Consider the following 24,276-nt stretch of genomic DNA (forward strand, 5'->3'; position numbering starts at 1 on the left):
GGACGTGGCGCCGTCAGCGCCTTCGCAGGTAACTTTCCAGCGGGTCCTTGCTCAGGCCTTCCTGGGCCTGGGCCAGCGAATCGATGAACAGCGAAAACAGCTCGGACTGCTTGGCGATGTCCAGCTTGGTGTAGAGATTCTTGCGGTGGGTCTTGACCGTGTCTTCACTGATGCCCAGGCGCTCGGCCAGCGAGCGTGTCGAGTGGCCGCGCAGCAGGTACTGGGCGATACGGCACTCGCGCTCCGTGAGCAGTGAAGAGCCGAAGTTGTTCAGCGCGGCGTTGATCTGCCGGCCCAGGGCACTTTCGAAGCGCCCGCCCACGGCGTCGACATCCAGGTGGCTCCACTGGCGACGCACCACGGCCACCACCCAGGGCGCCACACACTTGAGGTCACTGACCTGCTGACGGTCCAAGCGGCGGGTACTGGCCAGGGCCACGGCGATGGTCAGGTGTTCATCCAGAGGGACGATGAAGTTCAGTTCGTCCTCAAGGTGTGCGTGCTGGTAGAACGACAGGTAGTACTCGCTGCGCTTGAAATGGTCCGGGGCAACGTCGCTGAGGCGAAAGCAGCCGGCCGCCACACCGTCCATGCAGGCACGGTAGAACGGGCACAGCAGGTAGTAGCCTTCCAGGTAGCGCTGCACGTTGCCTTCCGGCAGCCAAGGGCCCTCCTCGTCCTTGACGAACAGCGCCGAGGGCAGGCCCTTGCGTGGGTAAAGAAACACTGTGATGGCCTGGCACGGCGCCAGCAACTTGAGCGCGGCGAACAACGCCTCGACGAAACCCGGCGTGCCTTGGGCGTCGATGACACGGCCCATCTGCGCATACCAGTCGGGCGATTTCAGCCGGTCTTTGCTCATTGTCGTTGTCCCATGCCGGGGTGGTCATGGTTGGGATTCTTGCATGGGATGCCGGGGCCGGCCATCACCCTTCGGGGTGAGGTTGTGGCATGCTCTGCAGCTCTTTCATTTCAGGGCCTGAACATGCTGATCGACGAAGAACTGACCCTGAAAAAGCTCGAGACCTTCCTCGCGTTCATGCGCAGCGGCAACCTCGGCCGCGCCGCCGCCGAGCTGTCCACCAGCGCGGTCAGCGTGCACCGGGCCATTCATTCGCTGGAAAGCGCCCTGCGCTGCCCGCTGTTCAAGCACGAAGGTCGTCAGCTGATTCCGCTCGAAAGCGCCTATGTGCTGGAGAAGAAGGCCCGCCAGTTGATCCAGGACGCTGAGCAGATGGTGCGCCAGACCCGCGAGGCGGCCGGCTTCTACGCCGAACGCTTCCGCCTCGGGGCGCTGTACTCGCTGACCGTCAAGACCGTGCCCAAACTGGTGATGGGCCTGAAGCTGCGGCGCAGTGCACTGAACATCGACCTGACCCTGGGCTCGAACGTCGACCTGCTGCAGCGGCTGAAAAATCATGAACTCGAAGCGGTGCTGGTGTCGCTGGATGAAAGCGTGGCCGACCCTGCCTGCGAGCAGTTGCCGCTGTTCTCCGACGATATCTACCTCGCCGTGCCCACCGATTCGCCGTTTGCCGAGCAGCAGGAAGTGGACCTGGCGGACCTGGCCGAGTCCACCTTCATCACCCTGACCCAAGGCTTTGCCACCCACCGTGATGGCGCACGGGTGTTCCAGCAGGCCGGGTTCGAGCCGAAGGTGGCGATGCAGGTGAACGACATCTTCACCCTCCTGAGCATGGTCAGTTCGGGGGTGGGCTTTGCGCTGTTGCCCGGTCGCATTGCCGCGGTGTACGAAAACCGTGTGAAGCTGATTGCGCTGCAGCCGCGTTACCGGCTGCAGCAGCATATCGGTGTGGTGTTCCTCAAGGCCCGGGAGCGCGAGCCCAACCTGCTGGCACTGCTGGCGGAGTGCCGAATGTACAGCCGGGAAAACTGAGCGCCGCGCACCGCGGCGGTTCGGCAGAACCACCACGGCAAGGCTCGGCTAGGCCATCAGGCCACGCATGCAGAAGTACAGCAGCGAAGGGCCCAGCAGGCAGCCCAGGGCGGTGTAGAACGCTGCGGTCAAGCAGCCATAGGGGACCAGCTTGGGGTCGGTCGCCGCCAGGCCGCCCGCCACGCCACTGGAGGTGCCCATCAAGCCACCGAAGATCACCGCAGTGCGCGGGTTGTTCAAACCGATCATCGGGGCCACGAAGGGCGTCACCACCATGACCAGAATGGCTTTGACCAGCCCCGCGGCAATCGACAGCGCCATCACCTCGGAGCTTGCACCAATCGCAGCGCCCGTCACCGGCCCGACGATATAGGTCACTGCCCCGGCGCCGATGGTGGTCAGGCTGACCGCATCGGTATAACCAAAGGCCATGGCCACCCCTACCCCTGCGACGAACGAGGTGCCGATACCGAAGAACAGTGCGATCACCCCGGACAGCCCGGCGCGCTTGAGTTCTTCGATGTTGACGCCAAAAGCCGTAGCGACGATGGCGAAGTCGCGCAACATGGCCCCACCCAGCAGGCCGATGCCAGACAGCAGCGGAATGTCCACCAAGCCTTTCTGCCCCCCGGTCATCACCCCACCGACGTAAGACAATGCCAGGCCGAGGAAAATCGCGATGGCAGAGCCATGCAAACGCCCGCGGGTCAGCTTGTCGGACATCCAGTAGGACAGCCACATGGTTACGCCGATCACTGCGAAACCACTGACCAGGCCATACCCGTTGATCACTTTCATCATCGATTCGTACATGGCGGTCACCGTTGCGCAGCAGTCAGGGGTTTGTCGGTGCCCGCCTCAGGCTTCTTTTGCCCGATGCGGTCCAGCAGCGGCACCATGGCGAAGCTTGCGATCACCGCCACGACGCCGGCCGTTATCGCCATCGGCCCGCCGGACAGCGCACCCAGTACGTTCTGCTGGGCGGCCATGGCGACCACGATGGGAATGTAGATGGCGCTCCAGAATTCCACGCCCTGTTCGGACTTGGCCTTGATCAGGCCACGCGTGTTGAGGTAACTGCCGATGAAGATCAGCAGCAGCATGGCGATGCCGACACCGCCGACGTTGGCCGGGACACCCAGGAGCTTGCCCAGGAGTTCGCCGATGAACAGGCCTACAAGGGTACACAGGGCCAGAAAGGCCACACCGTAAATGATCATTGTTGTTGTCCTCGCGTTGGGTCGAAGTTGCTTGTTGTTGTCCTTCGAAAAACACGGCATTTATGGGCGCTGGCTGACCTCCTGACGCAGCAGGGCGTCCACTGTATCGAATCGGGTTTGCTCCAGGGCAAGTACACGCCCCTGCTCGAACACCGGGCGGGCCAGGCCGGTCAGCACGCTGCCGGGCGGTAGCTCCAGGTGCAGGCGCACGCCGCGCTCATAGGCGTTGCGCAACGTAGCACGCCAATCGACGAGCCGGGCCATGTTGCCGGCCAGGTCGTCACGCAGGCGTTGCGGATCGAACAGCGGCCGCGCGCTGCTGCCACTGAGGTAGGTGATGTGCGGGCGGTTTATCTGCACACCGGCAAATGCCTGTGCCAGCTCGGCCGCCGGGCCGTCGAGCAAGCGGCAATGAGACGGCACGCTGACCGCCAGGCGCCGGGCCACGCCCTGGCCACGGCTGCGCGCCTTGGCGGCGACCTCGGCCATGGCCTTGTCGCTGCCGGCGATGACGATCTGGTTGTCGCTGTTGAGGTTGGCCAGGTACACCTCGCCGCCCACCTGGGCCAGCAAGCGCTCGACACTGGCCAGGTCCAGGCCACTGAGGGCCGTCATGCCGTAGCCTTGAGGGTAGGCCCGTTGCATCAGCTCACCGCGCAGGGCCACAAGGCGTACGGCATCGGCAAACGCCAGGGCGCCCGCCGTGACGGCGGCAGGGTAGGCGCCGATCGACAGCCCTGCCACATACTCAGGCGCCGGGCTGCGCTGCAACAACGTGCGCGCCCAGGCCACCCCGGCCAACAGCAGGCACAGCTGCACGGCGCGGGTGGTTTGCAATGCCTGCGGGCTGTCCAGGGCCAGCACCTGTTCCCCGAGGGCGTCACTGGCCTCCTCCAACAACGCTGCCGAGCCTTCGGGAAGGCGGTGAAGCATCCCCGCCTGCTGGGCGCCCTGCCCAGGGAACGCGAACAGGCTGCTCACGCTGCGCACTCCAGCAGGTTCCACGGGTCGGCCACCAGCCGTGCGCCAAGCGCCGACTTGAGCAGCACACGCGGTGCCGCCCCGGCCCATTCACGCAGGGCGATGCCACCTGCGGGCGTTTGCAGTTGCACATCGATACGGCAAGGGCCGCAGTCGAGGCTATCGAGCAACTCACGGGCTGCGGCCCGGCTCATGGGCCGCGGTGTGCGTAGCAGCAGGTCAAGGTCGCTGGCCGCGTGCAGCACCTCGACCCCGGTAGCCAGCTGGTAACCCGCCCCGCCTGTCGGCCCCCAGGCCAGCCCGCTGGCGTCAAGCAGCGGGGCCACGCTGGCCAGCGCCTGTAGCGCTGGCCAGGGGCTCGCGCCCTGCCCGCGCAAGGCTTCCGGGCGCAGATGCCGGCGAATGTCCGCCAGACGCATCTGCACACCCAGGCGCTGGGCGCGCCCCTCCCCGCGCAACCCCACCGCCACCCACCCTGCCGCGCAGAACGCTCGGCGCACCACCACCGGTTGCCCGGCTGCCAGTACCTGCGTGGCCCAGGCAGGGGCATCGGCAGGGAGCGCGGCCGGGGGCATCCCCCAGAGCAGGTCATGTGGCTGCGGCGCGGTCATCTCAGGCCTCCTGCCACTGGCTGCGCAAGCGTGCACGCACTTCGCGCGAAGCGCTGCGGTGCTCGCCGGCCAAACGTGACGTCAGCTCGGTGCTGTTGCCGATATCGCGCAGCGCTTCGGCCAGGCAGGCACGTACCTGGGTCAGGTCGCTTGCACTTGGGGTATCCGCGTTATCCACGCGCAGGCGCCGCCACAAAAGGCCCAGCGAGGCATAGCTGGCCAGGTCGTAGGCCATCGGCGGAATCTCGGCGGCCAAGGCCTCCAGTTCGTCGACGCTGCGCAAGGTGATCCGCGCCGCCGCCGCTTTGCCCATGGCGTGCACCATCACCCCGCTGTCATCCAGTGCAATCAGCCGCTGGGCCTGGTAGCCGTGGGCCAGAAACGCGCCAGACATGGCCTTGCCCACCAGCAGGCCGATGACCGGGTGGCCGGCCAGGCGTGCCTGGGCATAGGCCTGCACCGCAGCGGCCAGCGCCTGGTGGATGCCCAAGGCTTCCTCGCGGCGGCCGTAGGCCTGGCTGGGCACATCGATGACCGCGACGATGGCGCGCTTCTCGCCATCGCGGTCCAGTTCGATCGCTTCGCTCACTGCCTTGGCCAGCGCCCAGCCTTCGAGCAGGCCGACCTCACCGTTGCGCGCCCGGGGGAACGGGTTGTGCGCATCCGGCACCACGGCGATGAAGCGCGCCGGGCGGTTGTCCAGTTCGCCGTCGATGACCCGCAGCGAGGCGGGATAACCCGACAGTGCTTCGCCGCCGGCCAAGCCTGGCAGCCAGTTCAGGGCACGGTTCATGGGGCATCTCCTTGATAAAGGGCGCGTACGGCAGCGGCATCCAGTTGCGGGCAGGCGTTGCCCAGGCTTGCGAGCCGTTCGAGGTACCAGGCATGGCGACCTGCGCGGTCGGCACTGGGGGCGTCGAGCAATTGCAGCAGTTGCTGGCGAATGCTGTCGACGTCATCGGCCACATAACCATCCACCAGGCCGCTGGCATACCGCTGCTCGCCACCGGTCAGGCTCCAGATGAAGGGACGGTCCTTGGCGTCGTACTCGGCGATACCGGCTTCCTGCTCGATCACCTGCGGGCCGTTGAGGCCCAGGCGCGCCTCTCGGGTCACCAGCAGGTGGCTACACAGCCCCGCAGCGATGGACATGCCGCCAAAACAGCCCACCGAGCCTGCGACCAGGCCCACCACCGGCTGATAGCGGCGCAGCTCGACGATGGCTGCCTGGATCTCGGCAATCGCCGCCAGGCCAAGGTTGGCCTCCTGCAGGCGCACCCCGCCGGTTTCCAGCAGCAGCACGGCGCAGGTCGGGATACCGTTGCGGTTGTCTTCGATGGCCAGCTCCAGGGCACCGGCAATCTTGGCCCCGCCCACTTCGCCCATGCTGCCCCCCTGGAAGGCGCCTTCGATGGCGGCGATGACCGAGTTGCGGCCACCCAGCAAGCCCTTGGCGATGACCACGCCATCGTCGGCCTGGGGCACGATGCCCTGGCGCGGCAACCACGGCGACATCAGCCGCTCGAACGGGCCGAGCAGCTCGCGAAAACTGCCCGGGTCGAGCAAGGTGCGGGCACGCTGGCGCGCCCCCAGTTCGACGAAGCTGCGGCTTTGCAGCAGGCGTTCGGTGTCAGTCATGGGCGATCTCCTCGAAACCTTGCTCAAGGCGCAGGCGTACCACCCCAGGCGTGGCGCCAAAGTCATGGATGTCGATGTTTACCGCCGGCCATGTGCGTTCTTGGAACAGGCGCTGGAACAGTTGCTCCCAGCGGGCGCCGCTGCCGTTGACCGAGGTCACCACCTGAATGTTCAGGCTGCCGGCGGTGCCGGGTTCCATCAGGACTTCCAGGTCGCCCGAGCTGACGCAACCCACCAGGGTGCGGCCACGGCCAGGCTCGGTGGCAGGGAATTGAAAGGTCAGGGTTTCCATGTCACAGGCTCCCGGCTTTGTCGAGAAACAGGCAGGCGGCCAGCAGGTCGGCGGCACCGCCCGGTGAGGCGTTCAGTTGCAGCAGTTGGGTGTCCAGCAGACGCAAGAGGCGGCGGCCGTCAAGGGTGGCACTGCCACCGGCTGCGAGCACACGGCGGGCGCCCTGCTGCAGCGTTTGCAGGCCCTGCGGGCCGGCGCGCCAGAGCACGCAGGTATCACTCAGCGCGGCCATGATCGCCAGCAAGGCATCGAGGCGTGCGTGGTTTTCGCTGGCACCGTTGGCGCGGCTGCGGCGCAGTTGCGGCAGGCCGTGGCCGATGACGGCAGGAAAGCCCTGTTGCGCCTGTTCGCGGGCACCGCCGGCGCCGTAACGGCGGCGTACCTGGGTGCCGTGGCTGTCGTGGGTGGCGGCGGCTGGGTCCTCGATCAGGGCGATGCGCCCGGCACGGGCTGCGACGGTACTCGCGTCGGCCTTGGCATCCAGGGCCTGGGCGGCCACCAGCAGGCCAAGGGCCCAGATCGCGCCGCGGTGGGTGTTGACGCCGCAGGTGGTGGCCAGCATCGCGGCCTCCCCTTCACGGCCGATACGGCCCAGCTCGATGCGCAGCGCCGGGCCAACCTCGCCATGGGCCTGGGCGGCGCCGGCCATTTGCCGCAAGCAAGGCCAAAGGGCAAGCGCCGAGGCATGCATCATGGCCAGCGTCATGTCGCTGTGCGCGCCGCTGCTGCGCCGGTCCACAAGGCCAGGCTTGGGTGACAGGTCGGCCTCGTCGATCAGCGCTTCCACCGCCAGGTCGGCCAGGTGGTCGGCAAGGGGAATTGCGCTTTCAGCGGCCGGCGTGATCACAGGCAAGCCGGCTGCCAAAGGGATCGGGCAGTGTTCAAGCGGGCGCGCGGCCCGGTGAAACGGAGCATAGGGTTGCAGATTGAATAGTTGCATCACCAGCTCCTGAACCGTGCAGGTGGGTTGTACAGGCCACCGGACCACTCCACCAGGTCTGCGATGCTGCGTGCCGCGAGCAGTTCGCGGTTGGCATCGGTGCGGCGGATGCCGAGGTCTTCGGGCAAGGCGACCAGGCCTTGCTGGCGCAGACGTAAAGTGTCCTTGGGGTCGTGGCGCAAGCCAATGGCGGTGACCCCGGCCACGGCGGCAATCATCTGCTGGCGCTCTTGCAGGCTGCGCGCCTTGTACAGGTAGGCGATCCCCTCTTCGGTCAGCAGGTGGGTGACGTCATCGCCGTAGATCATCACCGGTGCCAGCGGCATGCCGGCCTTCTTCGCCACGTCCACGGCGTCCAGGGTTTCGACGAAGGTCGGTTTGCCGCCTTCCTGGTAGGTTTCGACCATCTGCACCACCAGTTTGCGGCCGCGTTCGAGCAAGGTGTCGGGCACCGTCATGTCGAGCCAGGCCGCAGTGGCGTGGCGCCGGCCGCGGGGGTCGTGGCCCATGTTCGGCGCGCCGCCGAAGCCGGCCAGGCGGCCCCGGGTCACGGTCGAGGAATGGCCATCACCATCGACCTGCAAGGTGGCGCCGATGAACAGGTCGACCGCGTACTGCCCTGCCAGTTGGCACATCATGCGGTTGGAGCGCAGCGAGCCATCGCGGCCGGTGAAAAACACGTCCGGGCGTTGCGCGATGTAGTCCTCCATCCCCAGTTCAGTGCCAAAGCAATGCACGCTTTCGACCCAGCCGGTCTCGATGGCCGGGATCAGCGTGGGGTGCGGGTTGAGCGTCCAGTTGCGGCAGATCTTGCCTTTGAGGCCCAGCGACTCGCCGTAGGTCGGCAAGATCAGCTCGATGGCGGCCGTGTTGAACCCAATGCCGTGGTTGAGCGACTGCACCTTGTGCTTTTCGTAGATGCCACGGATGGCCATCATCGCCATCAGCACGTGCACCGGTTTTATGTGCCGCGGGTCGCGGGTGAACAGCGGCTCGATGTAGAACGGCTGGTCAGCGACCACCACGAAGTCTACCCAGGAGGCCGGAATGTCCACCCGTGGCAGGTCGTCGACGCGCTCGACCAGCTGGTTGACCTGAGCGATCACCAGGCCATCGCTGAAGGCTGCCGGCTCCACCAGGGCCGGGGTGTCCTCGGTACTGGGGCCGGTGTACAGGTTGCCGTCACGGTCGGCCATGAACCCGGCGACCAGCGTGACATTGGGGATCAGGTCGACCAGCAGGCGCGAGTACAACTCGATGTAGGTATGAATGGCGCCGACTTCGAGCAGGCCGTCTTCGAGCAGTTGGCCGATGCGCAGGCTCTGGGGCCCTGCGAACGAAAAGTCGAGCTTACGGGCGATGCCCCGTTCGAACAGGTCCAGGTGCTCGGCGCGGCTGACGCTGGGCATGATCATGTGCAGGTCGTGCAGCTGCTCGGGGTTGGCCTTGGCCAGCGAACGGGAGAGGAAGTCGGCCTGCTTCTGGTTGTTGCCTTCGAGCACCACCCGGTCACCTGGGGCGATCAACAGCTCCAGTGCCTCGACGATGCGTTCGGTCGGCAGCACCACACCGTCGGCCAGGTGACGGACCCGCTCCAGGCGGCGCTGCTTCTCGGCGCGCCGCCTGGACCACTGCGGCGGTGGATTCTTCGTTATGGTCATGGGTGACTCCACGGTTCGCTGTCGTAGAGGCACAGTAGGACTGGGCGGTTGAGTGATCAATCAAGCTGGCGGCGTGATCGTTACGCTCAGGGTAATGATTGCACTTGGCTTGCCTGCGGTGCACTAGCCTGAAAGACTCAACGCCGGAGCCCTGGCAAAAACGCACGCCTCACCTGCAGATATATCCATTGTGCAGGGCAATTTTGCATGACAGGATCCATCGATCCTCCAGCGCACTCCAGACTTCACTTGGAAAATCAATAACAAAGCAGGGAGAACGCGATGACCGCGCACGCTCATACCTCGGCAACGGCCCATGTTCTGGCCGAGGTCCGCAACCAGATTGGCCACCTCACCCTCAACCGCCCCAGTGGCCTCAATGCCCTGACCCTCGACATGGTGCGCAGCCTGCGCCAGCACTTGGACCGCTGGGCCGATGACCCGCACGTGCAAGCCGTGGTGCTGCGCGGCGAAGGCCCCAAAGGCTTTTGCGCCGGCGGCGACATCCGCTCGCTGCATGACAGCTACAAGGCCGGCGACACGCTGCACGAAGACTTCTTCGTCGAGGAATACGCCTTGGACCTGGTGATCCACCGCTACCGCAAACCGGTACTGGTGCTGATGGACGGCTTCACCCTCGGTGGCGCCATGGGCCTGGCACAGGGCTGCGACCTGCGTATCGTCACCGAGCGCAGCCGGCTGGGGATGCCCGAGGTCGGCATCGGCTATTTCCCGGACGTTGGCGGCAGCTACTTCCTCTCACGCATCCCGGGCGAGCTGGGCACCTATCTGGGCGTCAGTGGCGCGCAGATCCAGGCGGCCGACGCGCTGTACTGCGGGCTGGCCGACTGGTACCTGCCAAGCGAAAAACTTGCTGAACTCGATGAAGGCCTCGACCGCCTGGACCTCGGCGCCCATCCGCTCAAGGCCCTGCAGGGGCTGCTGGCCAGGCTGGGCAAGCAGGTGCTGGACGACGCACCACTGGAAAGCCTGCGCCCGGTCATCGACCACTACTTCGCTCAGCCTGATGTGGCAGCGATCATCGAGCAATTGCGGGCAGTCAGCATCGGCGACAGCCACCAATGGGCACTGGCCACTGCCGACCAGCTGGAAAGCCGCTCGCCACTGGCCATGGCGGTTACCCTGGAGATGCTGCGCCGCGGCCGTCACCTGCCGCTGGAAGCCTGCTTCGCCATGGAGCTGCACCTGGACCGCCAATGGTTCCGCCACGGCGACATCATCGAAGGCGTGCGCGCCCTGATCATCGACAAGGACAAACAGCCACGCTGGAACCCGCCGACCCTGGCGGGGCTGCAACGCCAGCGCGTCGACCAATTCTTCGAAGGCCTGTGAGCCGGGGAGTACTCAGATGCAAGACGTAGAACTGAGCGAAGAGCAGATCATGATCCGCGACATGGCCCGGGACTTCGCCCGCGGCGAAATCGCCCCGCACGCCCAGGCCTGGGAAAAGGCCGGCTGGATCGATGACGGCGTGGTGCGCAAGATGGGTGAACTGGGGCTCCTGGGCATGGTGGTGCCGGAAGACTTCGGGGGCAGCTACACCGACTACGTGGCCTACGCCCTGGCCGTGGAGGAAATTTCCGCAGGCTGCGGCGCCACCGGGGCGATGATGAGCATCCACAATTCGGTGGGCTGCGGCCCGCTGCTGGCCTACGGCACCCCCGAGCAGCAGCAAGCCTGGCTGCCGCGCCTGGCCAGCGGCGAAGTGATTGGCTGCTTCTGCCTGACCGAGCCGCAGGCCGGTTCTGAAGCGCACAACCTGCGCACCCGCGCCGAATTGATCGACGGCCAATGGGTGATCAATGGCGCCAAGCAGTTCGTCAGCAACGCCCGCCGCGCGGGCCTGGCCATCGTCTTCGCCGTGACTGGCCCAGCGCTGGGCAAGAAAGGCCTCTCGGCATTCCTGGTGCCCACCGACAACCCGGGGTTCAAGGTCGACCGCAGCGAGCACAAGATGGGTATCCGCGCCTCCGACACCTGCGCCGTCACCTTCGATCATTGCCGCATCCCCGCCGCCAACCTGTTGGGTGAGCGTGGCAAGGGCCTGGCCATTGCCTTGTCCAACCTTGAAGGCGGGCGTATCGGCATCGCGGCCCAGGCCTTGGGTATCGCCCGCGCCGCGTTCGAGGCGGCGCTGGCCTATTCCCGCGACCGGGTGCAGTTCGGCAAGCCGATCAACGAGCACCAGAGCATCGCCAACCTGCTGGCCGACATGCAGGTGCAGGTCAATGCCGCACGCTTGCTGATCCTGCATGCCGCACGCCTGCGCAGCGCGGGCAAACCCTGCCTGTCGGAGGCGTCGCAGGCCAAGCTGTTCGCATCGGAGATGGCCGAGCGGGTGTGTTCGATGGCGATCCAGGTGCATGGCGGCTATGGCTACCTGGAAGACTACCCGGTCGAGCGCTATTACCGTGACGCGCGCATCACACAGATCTATGAAGGGTCGAGCGAAATCCAGCGGATGTTGATTGCCAGGGAGTTGAAGCACTATCCGTTGTGATGGTTCTCACCGGGCCCCAGGTCAAGCCCTGCCCGCCAGGCCGGCAGGGCTTTGTTCGAAGTGGCTGGCTTGCCAGCGATTGCCCCCGTCAACTCAGCGCCGTTGCTTGAAGGTCTGCGAAGGCAACTGCCCAAAACGCTCACGGTAGGTGTCGGCAAACCGCCCCAGGTGCAGGAAGCCGTAATCCATCGCCAGTTCCGTCACACTGCGCACCGCGCAACTGCTATCGCTCAGGCACGCATGCACCCGCTCCAGCTTGCGTTGCCGTACGTACTGTTTGGGTGTGGTGCCCAGGTGGCGATCGAACAACGCATAAAGTGAGCGCACACTCATGCAGGCCTGTTCGGCCAGGGTCTCGGCTGCCAGCTCCAGTTTGAGGTTGCGCTCGATGTAGTCGAGGATCCGCTCCAGGCTGGCCCCCGGCGTGCCCAGGCTTTCCCGGCGGATGTTGGTGCTCATCAGCGTCAACAGCTTGCTGGCGACGATCTGGCTGTAGTGCCCCTGCACCCGCGGCAGCGCATCACTCACCTCGGCCTCATGGCAGACCATGGCCAGCAGGTTGACGAAACCGTCCAGCTCTTCGAGCCGGTAGTGGTTGCGCAAAAAACGCACCCCGCCCTCAGGCCGCTGCCAGCGCTGCTCCTCGCAGATCGAGTCGAGCATGTGCGTCGGTACCTTGAGGATGAACTTCTCGCAGTCTTCGGAATAGGTAAGGTCCACCGGGTCGTCGGGGTTGATCAGCAGCAGCTCGCCTGGCACCAGGTGATGTTCGCGCTGTGGTCCGCGCCACAGGCAGTTGCCATGGAGCAGCACCTGCAGGTGATAGATGGTTTCCAGGGCCGGTGACGTGACCCGCACGCTGCCACCGTAGCTGATACGGCACAGGTCGAGTTCGGCGAACTTGCGGTGGCTGAGGCTGGACTGCGGGTGGGTGCTGCGCGACAGGCCGATGCAGTGCTGGCCGACGTGGCGGTTGACGTAATCGGACACCGCATAGGGGTCGGCGTGATGGAACACGCTACTGCGCTCGCTCAGCAGGCGGCTTTCCATAGGCAAGGCACTCGGTATCGTTATTGTTCTGGGCGCCGCGTCCTACTGGCCCGGGGCCTGTGGTTGCGGTCAACGGTCATTCTACCGGGCCGGGGTCGGATTTCAGGGGGCAGCTGACCGCCGGTGGCTTGCTGACACACTAAGCAAATGAGCGGAGCTGGGCAATGCGATGTTCGGATTGGGTGGGCGGCTATCGGATAGGCGAAAGCAGCGTTTGGGCGGTTATCGCACGAAACAGTTTGCAACCAAGCTGCACGTCCACCCGGTAACTTTTCCGACATCCTAACCTGCGTATCTGTTAAAAAACCGCATGCCCATTTCCTTACGCACCCACCTGCGCCGTCGCTGGTTCACCTGGCTGTGCGCCACCTTCCTGGTTGTCGGCCTGCCAGCCGGCTGCGCCGTGTTGCAGCACAAGGAACGTGAACTGGTGTTCCGCATCGAGCCGGGCCAGGCAAGCTGGTTCCGTGGCCTGCCCAGTGGCGTGCAGGAACTGGACCTGCGCCCGCGCAGCTTCGCCGCCAACCAGAGCCTGCACGCCTGGTGGTGGCCGGCCCGCCGCGCCGATGCGCCGGCCATCCTCTACCTGCACGGCGTACGCTGGAACCTCACCGGCCAGCTGTTTCGCATCGAACAGCTGCATGCCATGGGGTATTCGGTGCTGGCCGTGGATTACCGAGGTTTCGGCCAAAGCCGCGGCGGCCTGCCCTCCGAGGCGACCGTCTATGAAGACGCACGCATTGCCTGGGAGCGTTTTGCCCAGCTGCAGCCGGATGCGGGCAAACGCCTGATCTTTGGCCATTCGCTGGGCGGCGCGGTAGCGGTGGAGCTGGCTGCCGACCTGACGCGCCAGGCGCAGAAAGAAGGCGGGGCAGTGCCCGCACGGGGGCTGATCCTGGAGTCGACCTTCACGTCACTGGGCGATGTCGCCGCTGCCGTGGCCGATACCACCCTGCCGGTGCGTTGGCTGCTGTCGCAGAAATTCGATTCGCTGGACAAGATCAAGGACGTCGGCCTGCCGCTGCTGCTGGTGCACGGCCTGGACGACCGTTTCGTGCCGCCGCGTTTCAGCCAGCAGTTGTTCGAGGCAGCGCAGCAGCCCAAGACCTTGTTGCTGGTACCGGGGGCCAGCCACAACAACAGCATGAGCCGCGCCGGCCAACGCTATCGAAATGCGATTCAGGCGTTGCTGTGACGGCGTTCACTGCACCGGCAGGAAGTTCATCAGCAACAGGCTTTGCGCGTAGTTGAGCCCGATCCGCCGGTAGCGCTCGTCCAACATTTGCGCCAGCAAATCCAGGCGCGCCACGATCTTGCCGAACTCCACCGCGAAACTCAGGTTGCTGCCCTCCTCCGAGATCTCGTTGGAAAACAACAGCAATACCCCATTGGCATCCTGGCGCTGGCTGAGCATCCAGGTAGCCTTTTCGATGTTGCGGGCGGCGTTGTTGACGAACAAAGGGTCGATGGTATCCGTCATGAAGAACTCCGTTCGCCCGCCGTGCGCGGTAATCAGCATGCTGCCGATGGCGTAGATGAACGCCCCGACACGATCGCCGCGAAACGCCGGGCTAAGGGCGTAACTCAAGGCAGCCAGGTCACGACGGTTGCCCAACTGCGCCAAGGGTTGCCGCTGTTCGATGGCGATGCGGATCTGCCGCTCGGCAGTGGTGGCGTCGAGGTAACCGGACATTTTCCACTGGCTGGGGTTGCGCAGGTACAGCTTGTTCATCAGCAGAAACAGGCTTTGCAGGTTGTCGCGCATGGCCAGCGTCGCCATGCGGTCGACACTGGTCTGGAACAGCTCGCTGGGTTTGCCATTGCCGAACTGGCTGACGATGTCCTGGCCTTGCTGCTGGGTGCAGGCGCCCAGGCAGGCCAGCGCGCCTGCCAGCAGCAGGCGTGGGAAGATTACGGGTTTGCTTGCAACCATCGGCACCGGGTCGAAATCGGCGGCCGCGCCGGGGATCGGCGCGGCCTGGCCAAGCATAGAGCCCGCAAAGCGGAAAAAGTGCGATGGTGCGGTGACCGAATGTCAGTGCGCCTGCTCGCCCGTTTGCTCACGCCTGCGTGGCGGGTGGCCATGAACCCTTGCCAGCAAGGCTCACATGGCGTGGCGCAGCATCTGCACCATTTGGGCGTGCAGTACCGGGTCACCGCAGGCCACCACACAGCCGCCATGCTGCGCCGAACTGCCATCCCACGCGGTGATCACCCCGCCCGCCCCTTCGATGATCGGCATCAGCGCCTGCACGTCATACGGCTGCAGGCTCGCTTCGACGATCACATCGACAAACCCCGAGGCCAGCATGCAGTAGGCGTAGCAATCGCCGCCGTAGCGCATCAGCCGCGCCTGGTCAGCCACGGCCTGGAACGCAGCCTTGCGCGCCGGCGTGTCGAACATGTCTGGCGTTGTGCACATCAAGGTTGCCGCGGCAAGGTCTGTGCAGGTGCGGGTCTTCAATGGCGTGCCGCTACGCCACGCGCCATCAGCGGTGCCGACGAAACGCTCACCGGTGAAAGGTTGGTTCATCACCCCCAGCACCGGGCGGCTGCCATCGTTCAGGGCGATCAGCGTCCCCCACAGTGGCAGGCCGGTGATGAAGGCGCGGGTGCCATCGATGGGGTCGAGCACCCAGGTCAAGGGGCTGCTGCCGATTGCCACACCCTGCTCTTCGCCAAGGATGCCGTGTTCCGGGTAACGCGCCTGGATCAGCGCACGCATGGCATCTTCGGCCGCCTTGTCGGCCACCGTCACCGGGTCGTACAGGCGCCCGCCCTTGTCCTCGACGTCCAGGCTGGCACGGAAGTACGGCTGGATCGCGGCGGCAGCGGCATCGGCCAACTGCTCGGCGAAGGCGCGGAATTCGCCGGTCTGTTCAGCACTCAGGGACATGGCACGGGCCTCGTGAAAATGATGGGGTGGCATCATACCCGACAAACACTGTGCCGGTAGACGCTTGGGCATTCGCGGGCAAGCCCGCTCCCGCCTAGACTGAACAGACCAGATCGACAGGCATGAACCGGGGGGCTGCCCACACGTGGAGGTGTGCGATGAGCCAGTTCAAGCGTTTGTTAGTGATGCTCGGCCCGCAGATGCGTTATACGCCCGCGCTGCAGCGCGCGGCGGCATTGGCTGAATCCAGTGATGCCCTGCTGGATATCAATGTCTTCGTCGACGATGTCGACACCTTTGGCCTGATGAGCGACGGCCGTGAACGCGAGCGACTGCTTGCCGACAACCGCCAATGGCTGGCCGACGCCACCGAGCAATTGCGCGATGCCGGTTTGGATGTGTCCACCGAGCTGCTGCTCACCCGCGACCCTTTGGGCAGCGTGATCGAGCGCATCGAGCAGTTGGGCTGTGACCTGCTGATCAAGGATGTACAGCACGAACCGGTGCTCAAGCGCCTGCTGGTCACACCGCTGGACTGGCAACTGCTCAAGGACAGCCCGGTGGCCGTGCACCTGGTCAGCGACATTCGCCTGCCGCTGCCCCGGCAAATCGCCGTCGCCGTCGACCTCAACAGCCACGGTGCCGGCGAACACCTGGACGAGCAGGTGATCCACTGTGCCCACGCCCTGGCGCTGCAGTGCAACGCCGAGATGCACCTGCTGCATGTGTGCGATGCGGCCAGAACCCACCTCGCCGACTTCGGCGCCGGCACGGTGACCATGCCTGGCTTCGAGGGCAACGTGCGCACAGCGCAACGGGCAGCGTTCAATCGCCTTGGCGACCATCACCAGATCCCGCTGGAACGCCGGCACTTTCTGGAAGGTGCGGCGGTTCGGGCGATTGCCCAGTTCGTCAGCCACAGCCGGGTCGATGTGATCGTGATGGGCAACCACCGCCATGACGCCCTGCAGGCGTTCCTGGGCGGGACCACGGCGCATGTGCTGGAGCATCCGCTGTGCAATGTGCTGGCGGTCAAAGGCGTGCGTTGACGCATCGGCTGATATTTTTGCAGTGGTCAGATCGAGCGCCGGCTGCGCTGCGCTCGATCTGACAGCGGAAATCGAATGCACGAGCGGCACGCAACTGGCACTCCCGCTCCACTTAAAAACAATGCATTTGATAATGATTCGTAGTACCTTTGTGCCGTTTCATTCCTCTTCCTCGCGCCCTACTTCAGGATCGTACCGTCGATGCGTCGCACGTTCGTTTCGCTTTGTGTACTACATGCTGTCTCCCCGTTGGCTTTCGCCGAGCCCGAATCACTCGGTGACCCCGCCCAGATCGAACTTCAGGCCCTGAACATCAGCGGTATCGCCGACAGTGAACGCGCCGATGGGCCGGTAGACGGCTACAAAGCCAATCGTTCGGCCAGCGCCACGCGTACAGACACCGTGCTGCACGAAATACCGCAGTCGATCAGCGTCGTGCCCAAGGGTGTACTCGAAGACACCGGCGCCACGCGGCTGCAGGACGGCCTGGACTACGCCGGCGGCGTGGGTCGCGCCAACAACTTTGGCGGCCAGGGCCTGACCACGTTCACGGTACGCGGTTTCACCACGGGCGAGTTCTACCGCAATGGCTTCCCGATCAACCGTGGCTACCCGAATGCCCCCGATGCCAACAGTGTCGAGCGGCTGGAAGTGATCCGCGGCCCGGCCACCAGCCTGTATGGCCGTGGCGATCCAGGCGGGACCTTCAACGTGGTCAGCAAGCAGCCACTGGCCGAACCCAAGGTGACCCTGGGCAGCCAGCTCGACGATCAAGGCATGCACCGGGCAACGCTCGATGCCACTGGGCCGCTCAACGCAGATGGCTCGCTCGCCTACCGCCTGAACGTGCTGGGCGAAGGGGGTGACAGCTTCCGCGATGATGTCAAAAGTGAACGCTACGACATTGCGCCCGTGCTCAGCTGGCAGGTCAACGACGCCACGAAGATCGTCTTCGAGGGCGACTTCATGCGCAACAATCACCCGCTCGACCGCGGCCTCACCCGCCTGCCCGGCCAGCGCGGCAGCGCCTCGCGTGACACCAATATCTGGGAAAAAGGCAGCGACAACCTGCTGCACAACGACAACAACATGGCGCAGTTGCGCTTCGAGCACGCGCTCAGCGATGACTGGACCTTGGGCGGCGGCATGCAGTGGCTGGATGGCTCACTCAAGGGCAACGCCGTGGAGGCCAATGCGTTGCAGGCCGATGGCCGCACCCTGGGGCGCAACTTCAACTACCGCAAGCTCGAATGGACCGACCGTGACTACCAGCTCAACCTGACCGGCCACTTCGACACGGGTGGTTTTGCCCACACCCTGCTGACCGGTATCGAATACGAAGATTACGACTACAGCTCGATCATTCAACGCTCGGCCGCCGGTGCCGGCGCCTATCCGATCGATATTTTCGACCCGGTGCTGGGCCAGCCCCGCCCTGCCCTGACCCGCACGACTACCCACGACAAGGAAAACCTCAAGACTTGGGCGGCCTTCATTCAGGACCAGGTCGCCCTGACCGAGCGCCTGAAAGCCCTCGCCGGGGTGCGTTTCGAGCGCTACGAGCATGATTACGACAACAAGCTGAACAACGCTGGCGACTTCAGCAAGGGTGAAAACGGCGTCACCCCCCGTTTCGGCCTGCTGTATGACCTCACCGACACGCTTGCCGTTTACGCCAATACCGCGCGCTCGTTCAAGCCCAACAGTGGCGCCAGCCTGCAAGGCAGTGGTTTCGACCCTGAGAAAGGCAAGTCGTATGAGCTGGGTATGAAGTGGGAAGCGCCGGATCGCCCGCTAAGCATCGACGCGGCCGTCTACCACATCGTCAAGGAAAACGTGCTGACCCGCGACCCCAACGACCCGTCCGGCACCTACAGCATCGCCGCCGGTGAGGTGCGCAGCCGCGGGCTGGACATCAACATTGCCGGCAACCTCACCCCCGAGTGGCGTGTGATCGGTGGCTATGCCTACGTCGACGCCGAGGTGACCCAGGACAACACCGTGCCCAGCGGCACGCGCCTGGCGAACATCCCGCGCAACAGCTTCAGCCTGCTGAACACCTACGAGTTTCAGGACGGCCTGGCCAAGGGCCTGGGGCTGGGGGTCGGGGTCAAGTACATCGATGAGCGTGCCGGGCAGACCGCCGCCACGACCTACACCATGGCGAGCTACAGCGTGGTGGACCTGCACAGCTTCTACAAGGTCAACGAGCATGTGCGGCTGAACCTGGATGTGAACAACGTGTTCAACAAAGGCTACGACGAGGGGGCGTTCAACACTTACGTGTACCCAGGTGCACCGCGTACGGTGCAAGCCGGGGTATCGTACACCTTCTGAAATGGCCGGGGCCGCTGGCGCGGCCCGCAGTCTCAGAACGCCGTGCTGTAGAACAGCGAGTAGGATTCGATGCCGTCGTTGGGCTGTTTGATACCGGCGTTGGAGTAGTGAATGGCACGGATGCCGACTTTCTGCTCGCCCGGCAGCTTCAGGCCGAAGCCGATGCGGTCCTCGAAGTTGACCGAGGAACCCAGGCGTTGATCACCAACATCAGTCTTGGAAAATGCTGCCAGGCCGATACCTGCCTCGACATACGGGGTGTAGGTGAAGCCACTGAATTCGTAGGTGAACACCGGGCTGAACGACAGCGAGTGGGCACCGCTTGCCTCACCACCTTCCCAGTAGGTGTAGGCCGCGTCCCAGTAACCGGACACGAAGCCGGTGCTGCTTTGCAGCCATTTCTTGTCCCAGTCGAAGGCCAGGCCGATACGGTAGGTCATGTCGCCCTGGCTGGTGGCGCCCACGGCGCCAGACACCTGCGCGGCCTGGGCCAGATTGGCCCCGGAAAAAGCCAATGCGGCGGCCGCCAGCATAGTGGCGAAACGGGTTTTCATCGATGACATCTCCTGATGGTCAACACGGGCAAGCGGGGGCTTTTAGCCCCTCGTTTTTGCGGTGACCGGTGCATCCAACCGGTCACACGAGGTAATACTTTTCTGATTATCGTCCAAGTAATCAGGAAGTTGGAAGTAAATTGCCACTAATGGCTAATGTGCAGTGCCGCCTCAGCCAGCGCGCCGCTCCTCGAGCAGCTTGACGAACATGCTCAAGCTGCGCGAGACGGTACCCCGGCGCCACACCAGCCAGGTCTTGAGGTAGCGGAAATCCTCCGACATCGGCCAGGCGCAGACCGTGCTGCAACCCGGCATGTTGTCGAGCATGCTGCGCGGCAACATGGCCAGGCCGGCACCGGCGCTGACGCAGGCGAGCATGCCGTGGTAGGACTCCATCTCGTGGATCTTGCCCGGTACTGCCTGGTCCTGGACGAACCAGTTCTCGAAATGATGGCGGTACGAGCAGTTGGCACGGAAGGCATAGATACTCGCACCGTTGACATCCTGCGCTCGGGTTACCGGCGCGTGGTTGAGTGGCGAGATGATCACCATCTCTTCCTCGAATACCGGCATGCCTTCAAGCGTGGGGTGCAGCAACGGGCCATCGACGAATGCGGCCACCAGGCGCCCGGACAGCACGCCTTCAAGCATGGTCCCCGACGGCCCGGTGGAGAGGTCCAGATCGACTTTCGGGTAGCGCTGGTTATAGGCGGCCAGCAATGCCGGTATGCGCACCGCTGCGGTGCTCTCCAGCGAGCCCAGGGCGAAGGTGCCTTGCGGGTCTTCGCCCGCCACCGTCAACCGAGCCTCATGCACCAGGTCGAGGATGCGCCGGGTGTACTCGAGGAAGTTCCAGCCAGCCGGCGACAGGCGCAGTCGGCTTTTTTCCCGGATGAACAGCTCGACACCCAGGTCTTCCTCCAACTGCTTGATACGCGTGGTCAGGTTGGACGGCACCCGATGAATGTGCTGGGCGGCGGCGCTGATGCTGCCCTGCTCGGCCACGGCCTTGAAGATCTCCAGTTGCACCAGGTCCACAGTCATTCTCCAAACGTGAATGTTTCGCTCATTATTATTCAGTTTTCATTAAAGCCCTAGCCCACTAGTCTGGCTTCACCGATGAACAACAATGAGTGTCCAACCATGAGCGAGATCAGCAGCCTGACCCACGCCATCTCCATCGACCCGCACAGCGGCGAGCAGATCGGCACCTACCCTTTCGACACCGACGCCGCACTGGATGCGGCGCTGCAACGTGCCAAGGCTGGTTACCGCCAGTGGCGCCAGGTGTCGCTGGGTCAGCGCAGCGAGTACCTGCTTGCCCTGGCCGACACCCTTGAGGCCAAAGCCGAAACCTTCGCGCAGATGATCAGCCGCGAAATCGGCAAGCCGATCAGCCAGTCCCGGGGTGAAGTGAGCAAGTGCGTCGGCCTGTGCCGGTGGTATGCCGAGCACGGCCCGGCGATGCTTGCGGCTGAGCCGACCCAGGTGGAAAAAGCGCGTATCGAATACCGTCCGCTGGGCCCGATCCTGGCGGTGATGCCGTGGAACTTCCCGATCTGGCAGGTGCTGCGTGGCGCCGTACCGGCGATCCTGGCCGGCAACACCTATGTGCTCAAGCATGCGCCGAACGTCATGGGCAGTGCCTACCTGCTGGGCGAGCTGTTCAAAGATGCTGGCTTGCCCGAAGGCGTGTTCGAGGTGCTCAACGTGACCCCGGCCGGTGTCACCCGCGCCATCAACGACCCGCGCATCGCTGCCGTGACGTTGACCGGCAGCGTGCGTGCCGGCATGGCCATCGGCGCCCAGGCTGGTGCTGCGCTGAAGAAGTGCGTGCTCGAGCTCGGTGGCTCGGACCCGTTCATTGTGCTGGCCGACGCTGACCTGGACGCTGCGGTTAAAGCCGCCGTGGTCGGCCGTTACCAGAACACCGGGCAGGTGTGCGCCGCAGCCAAGCGCCTGATCGTGGAAGAGCGCATCGTCGAGGCATTCACCCGCAAGTTCGTCGAGGCAACGCGCCAGTTGAAGGTCGGTAACCCGCTGGAAGATGACACCTACATCGGCCCGATGGCGCGCTACGACCTGCGCGACGAGCTCGATGAACAGGTCCAGGCGACCCTTGCCGAAGGCGCCACCCTGCTGTTGGGCGGCAACAAGGTCGAGGGGGTGGGCAACTTCTATGCTCCGACCGTGTTCGCCGACGTCACCCCGGCCATGACCGCGTTCAAGCAGGAGCTGTTCGGCCCGGTGGCCGCGATCATCACTGCCCGCGATGCCGAACATGCAGTGGAGCTGGCCAACGACAGCGAATTCGGCCTGGCATCGACCATCTACACCGCAGACTATGCCCTGGCCGAGCGCATGACGGCAGCGTTGGACACCGGTGGGGTGTTCATCAATGGTTATTGCGCTTCTGACCCCCGCGTGGCTTTCGGTGGGGTGAAGAAGAGTGGTTTCGGCCGTGAGCTGTCGCATTTCGGCGTACGCGAGTTCACCAACGCCCAAACCGTGTGGCTGGACCGCAACTGATGTGCTGAACCGGGGCTGCTTTGCAGCCCAATCGCCGGCAAGCCGGCTCCCACTGGAGACCGCGTAGTTCTTCAGGCCTGCGCTTTACCTGTGGAAGCAACGGTCTTACCCATTTCTAAAACTCGGCGCAATCCAGGTGGGAGCCGGCTTGCCGGCGATTGGGCTGCGCAGCGGCCCCGGCCACTCAATCGCGGACCTGGTCCTTGACCCAGTCCAGCATCCCCCCCGGCACGATCAGCTCATGCCGCGCCCGCGAACACGCGGTGTACAGCCCCGCCAGCATCCGGGCCCGCTCGTTGCGATTACCGGCCGTTACCGGCGCAACCATCAGCTCCGGCGAGACCATCACCCGGGCGAACTCCATGTTCTTCACATCGCGCACGCGGCCAAGGAACAGCTTGGGCGCCTTGTCCCAGCGGTAGCGGCTCTTGGCCTTGGCGAAGTGCTCCGGGGTGTAACCCTTGCGCAACATGTTGGCCACGGCAACGAACGCCTTGTCCTCACCCTTGTCTTGCTCGAGGGCCTGCCAGCTCGGGTACCGAAACAGCATCGGGTGACGCGGCCGCGTGCCGTAGCGGTGCAACTCGATGCAATCCTCGACGAACAGCTCGAAATCCTTGCGTGCGCTTTGCAGCAGCACGAATGGCACGCCCTGGTGGGTAAGGCGCTGGAACCAACCGAACAATCCCCACTCGTCATCGACGATCAACGCCGTGGGCTGCGCCGGCACCGTCACCGTGTCGAAGAAACTGACCCGCGTGTAATGCTCGGCACTGCCGCTGAAGGCTGCCTGGATGGCCGCCGGGTGGGCCTGGATCAACGGGTTGAGCACGCTGTCCATGGCAGGCCCTGCGCGCAAGGAATGGTCGATGTAACGCTGGCGGATGAAGCCGCCATGGTGCGGGCTCAGGCCATTGAGGTTCTGCAACTCATCGCCCAGGGCAATGACCGACTGCGGGCTGCGATCGAGCACGGCGACCATGGGTGCAGACAACTCGTGGGCTTCATCGACGATCACATGGGTATAGCGGCTGTCGATCTGTTCGGCCGTCAGCGACAACAGTTTGACCCGATGATAATCGCGCACCGGCAACTGGATCTCGCGCGACGATGGGCGAATCAGTTCCTGCCAGTACAGCCTGGCCTTTTCCAGCAGCACTTCCTGATCCAACGGCGAGGTTCCCGGGCCCGCCCAGGGCAGGTGATGCAGCTGCATCTGGCTATCGCCGCTACGGCAAAAGCTGCGCACGGCCTTGATGCAAAGGGCGACCACGTCCCGGGCGGCCAAGGGGCCGATATCAGGGATGGCCAGCCATTTCACCACCTGCGCCTCCTGCGGGCGCCAGGACAACTTGGTCCGGTAAGGGTCCCGCAGGCGCCAACCGTTGCTGGTGAGGTCGCGGTTGAGAATCTCGTCGGCCAGTTGGCCAAAGGTCATCGCCGTGTACGCCTCCGCGTCCTTGACCCGTGCCCGCAGTGCCCTGAGCTGGCCTTCGGTGAGCGCCAGCAGCAACGTGCGTTGCGGGTCGAGCAGGCGCGCGAACTGGTGAATCAGGAAGGTTTTGCCAGTCCCGGCAAAGCCCTGCACCGCCACCGACTCGTCCACCCCGGACAAAAACTCGCGCAGCAGGCGGTTCTGCTGATCGCTGAGCATGAGGTCGCTGGCCAACGACGGCAGGTACACCGGGTGCAACGGCGTGACCCGTTGCCGGTAGCTGTCAGCGAACTGGAAGTTCCACTGGCCTTCGTCGTCCTGAAAGTCGTCTGCAGCGTAGTCGACCTCGGGTGATACCAGCGCGACGCCGTTCTCGCCCAGCATGCCAAGGCCCATGGCAAACGCTTCGCGGTCGAAATGCTGCGCTACCTGCCCCTGAAAACGGCCCGGTGCTGCCACTTCGACCTCATTGGCGATGCGCACGATTTCAGCGAAGCGGCGTTCCTGTGCGTCCGCTGAAAGGCTGGCAGGCTGGCGCGGCAGGTTCTGCACGAACAGCACGGCGGCCGCCTGCAGCACGCTGGCGTCAGGGAAAAAGTCGGTGACAGGGGGCGCGCTGGCGAGGCGCTCGGCCTGATCGCTGGGCAAAGGCAGGTAGAACATCG

23 protein-coding genes are annotated in these 24,276 nt (G+C 64.7%); 7 read left to right on the top strand and 16 right to left on the bottom strand.

The window, feature by feature from the left end:
* Positions 1 to 13: 13 nt before the first annotated feature.
* A complete protein-coding gene (locus JNA92_RS04985; protein ID WP_241803618.1) occupies positions 14 to 862 on the bottom strand; it encodes a helix-turn-helix transcriptional regulator in 849 nt (282 codons plus the stop codon).
* Positions 863 to 985: 123 nt separating this feature from the next.
* On the opposite strand from JNA92_RS04985, the gene JNA92_RS04990 reads away from it, so the two are divergent.
* Positions 986 to 1,897 (top strand): LysR family transcriptional regulator, encoded by a 912-nt coding sequence (locus tag JNA92_RS04990; RefSeq protein WP_241803619.1) that lies wholly within the window; start codon positions 986 to 988, stop codon positions 1,895 to 1,897.
* A 48-nt stretch (positions 1,898 to 1,945) separates the two neighbouring features.
* Here the strand turns inward: JNA92_RS04990 and madM are convergent, their stop codons facing one another.
* Genes madM through mdcA form a run of 9 tightly spaced genes read right to left on the bottom strand, consistent with a single transcriptional unit; the run spans position 1,946 to position 9,240 of the window.
* Complete coding sequence (gene madM / locus JNA92_RS04995) at positions 1,946 to 2,710, bottom strand: malonate transporter subunit MadM (RefSeq protein WP_241803620.1); 765 nt, start codon at positions 2,708 to 2,710, stop codon at positions 1,946 to 1,948.
* Positions 2,711 to 2,715: 5 nt separating this feature from the next.
* Positions 2,716 to 3,117: a malonate transporter subunit MadL gene (madL, locus tag JNA92_RS05000; RefSeq protein ID WP_241803621.1), complete on the bottom strand. Its 402-nt coding sequence runs from the start codon at positions 3,115 to 3,117 to the stop codon at positions 2,716 to 2,718.
* 60 nt (positions 3,118 to 3,177) lie between these two features.
* Positions 3,178 to 4,098, bottom strand: a complete 921-nt coding sequence (gene mdcH / locus JNA92_RS05005; RefSeq protein WP_241803622.1) for a malonate decarboxylase subunit epsilon — start codon at positions 4,096 to 4,098, stop codon at positions 3,178 to 3,180.
* A complete protein-coding gene (locus JNA92_RS05010) occupies positions 4,095 to 4,709 on the bottom strand; it encodes a malonate decarboxylase holo-ACP synthase (RefSeq protein ID WP_241803623.1) in 615 nt (204 codons plus the stop codon). Before JNA92_RS05010 ends, mdcH begins: the two co-directional genes overlap by 4 nt.
* A gap of 1 nt (position 4,710) precedes the next feature.
* Complete coding sequence (gene mdcE, locus JNA92_RS05015) at positions 4,711 to 5,502, bottom strand: biotin-independent malonate decarboxylase subunit gamma (protein WP_241803624.1); 792 nt, start codon at positions 5,500 to 5,502, stop codon at positions 4,711 to 4,713.
* A complete protein-coding gene (locus JNA92_RS05020) occupies positions 5,499 to 6,347 on the bottom strand; it encodes a biotin-independent malonate decarboxylase subunit beta (protein ID WP_241803625.1) in 849 nt (282 codons plus the stop codon). The genes mdcE and JNA92_RS05020 overlap by 4 nt, the downstream gene beginning before the upstream one ends.
* Positions 6,340 to 6,639 (bottom strand): malonate decarboxylase subunit delta, encoded by a 300-nt coding sequence (locus JNA92_RS05025; RefSeq protein ID WP_241803626.1) that lies wholly within the window; start codon positions 6,637 to 6,639, stop codon positions 6,340 to 6,342. Before JNA92_RS05025 ends, JNA92_RS05020 begins: the two co-directional genes overlap by 8 nt.
* Before the next feature lies 1 nt (position 6,640).
* Positions 6,641 to 7,579, bottom strand: coding sequence for a triphosphoribosyl-dephospho-CoA synthase (locus tag JNA92_RS05030; protein WP_241803627.1), 939 nt, complete (start codon positions 7,577 to 7,579; stop codon positions 6,641 to 6,643).
* Positions 7,579 to 9,240: a malonate decarboxylase subunit alpha gene (mdcA, locus tag JNA92_RS05035; protein WP_241803628.1), complete on the bottom strand. Its 1,662-nt coding sequence runs from the start codon at positions 9,238 to 9,240 to the stop codon at positions 7,579 to 7,581. The genes JNA92_RS05030 and mdcA overlap by 1 nt, the downstream gene beginning before the upstream one ends.
* 282 nt (positions 9,241 to 9,522) lie before the next feature.
* Between mdcA and JNA92_RS05040 the strand changes: the two genes are divergently transcribed.
* Both JNA92_RS05040 and JNA92_RS05045 read left to right on the top strand, forming a co-directional pair.
* Positions 9,523 to 10,593 (top strand): enoyl-CoA hydratase/isomerase family protein, encoded by a 1,071-nt coding sequence (locus tag JNA92_RS05040; RefSeq protein WP_241803629.1) that lies wholly within the window; start codon positions 9,523 to 9,525, stop codon positions 10,591 to 10,593.
* A 16-nt stretch (positions 10,594 to 10,609) separates the two neighbouring features.
* Positions 10,610 to 11,761 (top strand): acyl-CoA dehydrogenase family protein, encoded by a 1,152-nt coding sequence (locus tag JNA92_RS05045; protein WP_241803630.1) that lies wholly within the window; start codon positions 10,610 to 10,612, stop codon positions 11,759 to 11,761.
* A 93-nt stretch (positions 11,762 to 11,854) separates the two neighbouring features.
* Here the strand turns inward: JNA92_RS05045 and JNA92_RS05050 are convergent, their stop codons facing one another.
* Positions 11,855 to 12,811, bottom strand: a complete 957-nt coding sequence (locus JNA92_RS05050) for a helix-turn-helix transcriptional regulator (RefSeq protein WP_241803631.1) — start codon at positions 12,809 to 12,811, stop codon at positions 11,855 to 11,857.
* Between the two features lie 310 nt (positions 12,812 to 13,121).
* On the opposite strand from JNA92_RS05050, the gene JNA92_RS05055 reads away from it, so the two are divergent.
* Positions 13,122 to 14,006, top strand: a complete 885-nt coding sequence (locus JNA92_RS05055) for an alpha/beta hydrolase (protein WP_241803632.1) — start codon at positions 13,122 to 13,124, stop codon at positions 14,004 to 14,006.
* Between the two features lie 6 nt (positions 14,007 to 14,012).
* On the opposite strand, the gene JNA92_RS05060 is transcribed toward JNA92_RS05055, so the two are convergent.
* Together JNA92_RS05060 and hisN are read right to left on the bottom strand one after the other, a co-directional pair.
* Complete coding sequence (locus JNA92_RS05060) at positions 14,013 to 14,744, bottom strand: hypothetical protein (RefSeq protein WP_241803806.1); 732 nt, start codon at positions 14,742 to 14,744, stop codon at positions 14,013 to 14,015.
* Between the two features lie 171 nt (positions 14,745 to 14,915).
* Positions 14,916 to 15,707 (bottom strand): histidinol-phosphatase, encoded by a 792-nt coding sequence (gene hisN / locus JNA92_RS05065; RefSeq protein ID WP_241803633.1) that lies wholly within the window; start codon positions 15,705 to 15,707, stop codon positions 14,916 to 14,918.
* A gap of 158 nt (positions 15,708 to 15,865) precedes the next feature.
* On the opposite strand from hisN, the gene JNA92_RS05070 reads away from it, so the two are divergent.
* On the top strand, positions 15,866 to 16,756 hold the full coding sequence (locus tag JNA92_RS05070) for a universal stress protein (protein WP_241803634.1): 891 nt from the start codon (positions 15,866 to 15,868) through the stop codon (positions 16,754 to 16,756).
* Positions 16,757 to 16,957: 201 nt separating this feature from the next.
* The gene (locus JNA92_RS05075; protein ID WP_241803635.1) at positions 16,958 to 19,093 is read left to right on the top strand and encodes a TonB-dependent siderophore receptor; all 2,136 of its coding nucleotides are present in this window, start codon (positions 16,958 to 16,960) and stop codon (positions 19,091 to 19,093) included.
* Between the two features lie 32 nt (positions 19,094 to 19,125).
* Here JNA92_RS05075 and JNA92_RS05080 read toward each other — a convergent pair whose 3' ends face one another.
* Both JNA92_RS05080 and ptrR read right to left on the bottom strand, forming a co-directional pair.
* Positions 19,126 to 19,647, bottom strand: a complete 522-nt coding sequence (locus JNA92_RS05080; protein ID WP_372490310.1) for an acyloxyacyl hydrolase — start codon at positions 19,645 to 19,647, stop codon at positions 19,126 to 19,128.
* 171 nt (positions 19,648 to 19,818) lie between these two features.
* A complete protein-coding gene (ptrR, locus tag JNA92_RS05085; RefSeq protein WP_012314743.1) occupies positions 19,819 to 20,685 on the bottom strand; it encodes a putrescine utilization regulator PtrR in 867 nt (288 codons plus the stop codon).
* 105 nt (positions 20,686 to 20,790) lie between these two features.
* Between ptrR and JNA92_RS05090 the strand changes: the two genes are divergently transcribed.
* Entirely contained in the window at positions 20,791 to 22,176 is a 1,386-nt protein-coding gene (locus JNA92_RS05090; protein ID WP_241803636.1) for an aldehyde dehydrogenase family protein, read from the top strand.
* A gap of 184 nt (positions 22,177 to 22,360) precedes the next feature.
* Here JNA92_RS05090 and JNA92_RS05095 read toward each other — a convergent pair whose 3' ends face one another.
* Entirely contained in the window at positions 22,361 to 24,274 is a 1,914-nt protein-coding gene (locus JNA92_RS05095; RefSeq protein ID WP_241803637.1) for an AAA family ATPase, read from the bottom strand.
* Positions 24,275 to 24,276 lie beyond the last annotated feature (2 nt).

It is taken from the genome of Pseudomonas putida (assembly GCF_022627325.1).
Classification (GTDB): domain Bacteria; phylum Pseudomonadota; class Gammaproteobacteria; order Pseudomonadales; family Pseudomonadaceae; genus Aquipseudomonas; species Aquipseudomonas putida_X.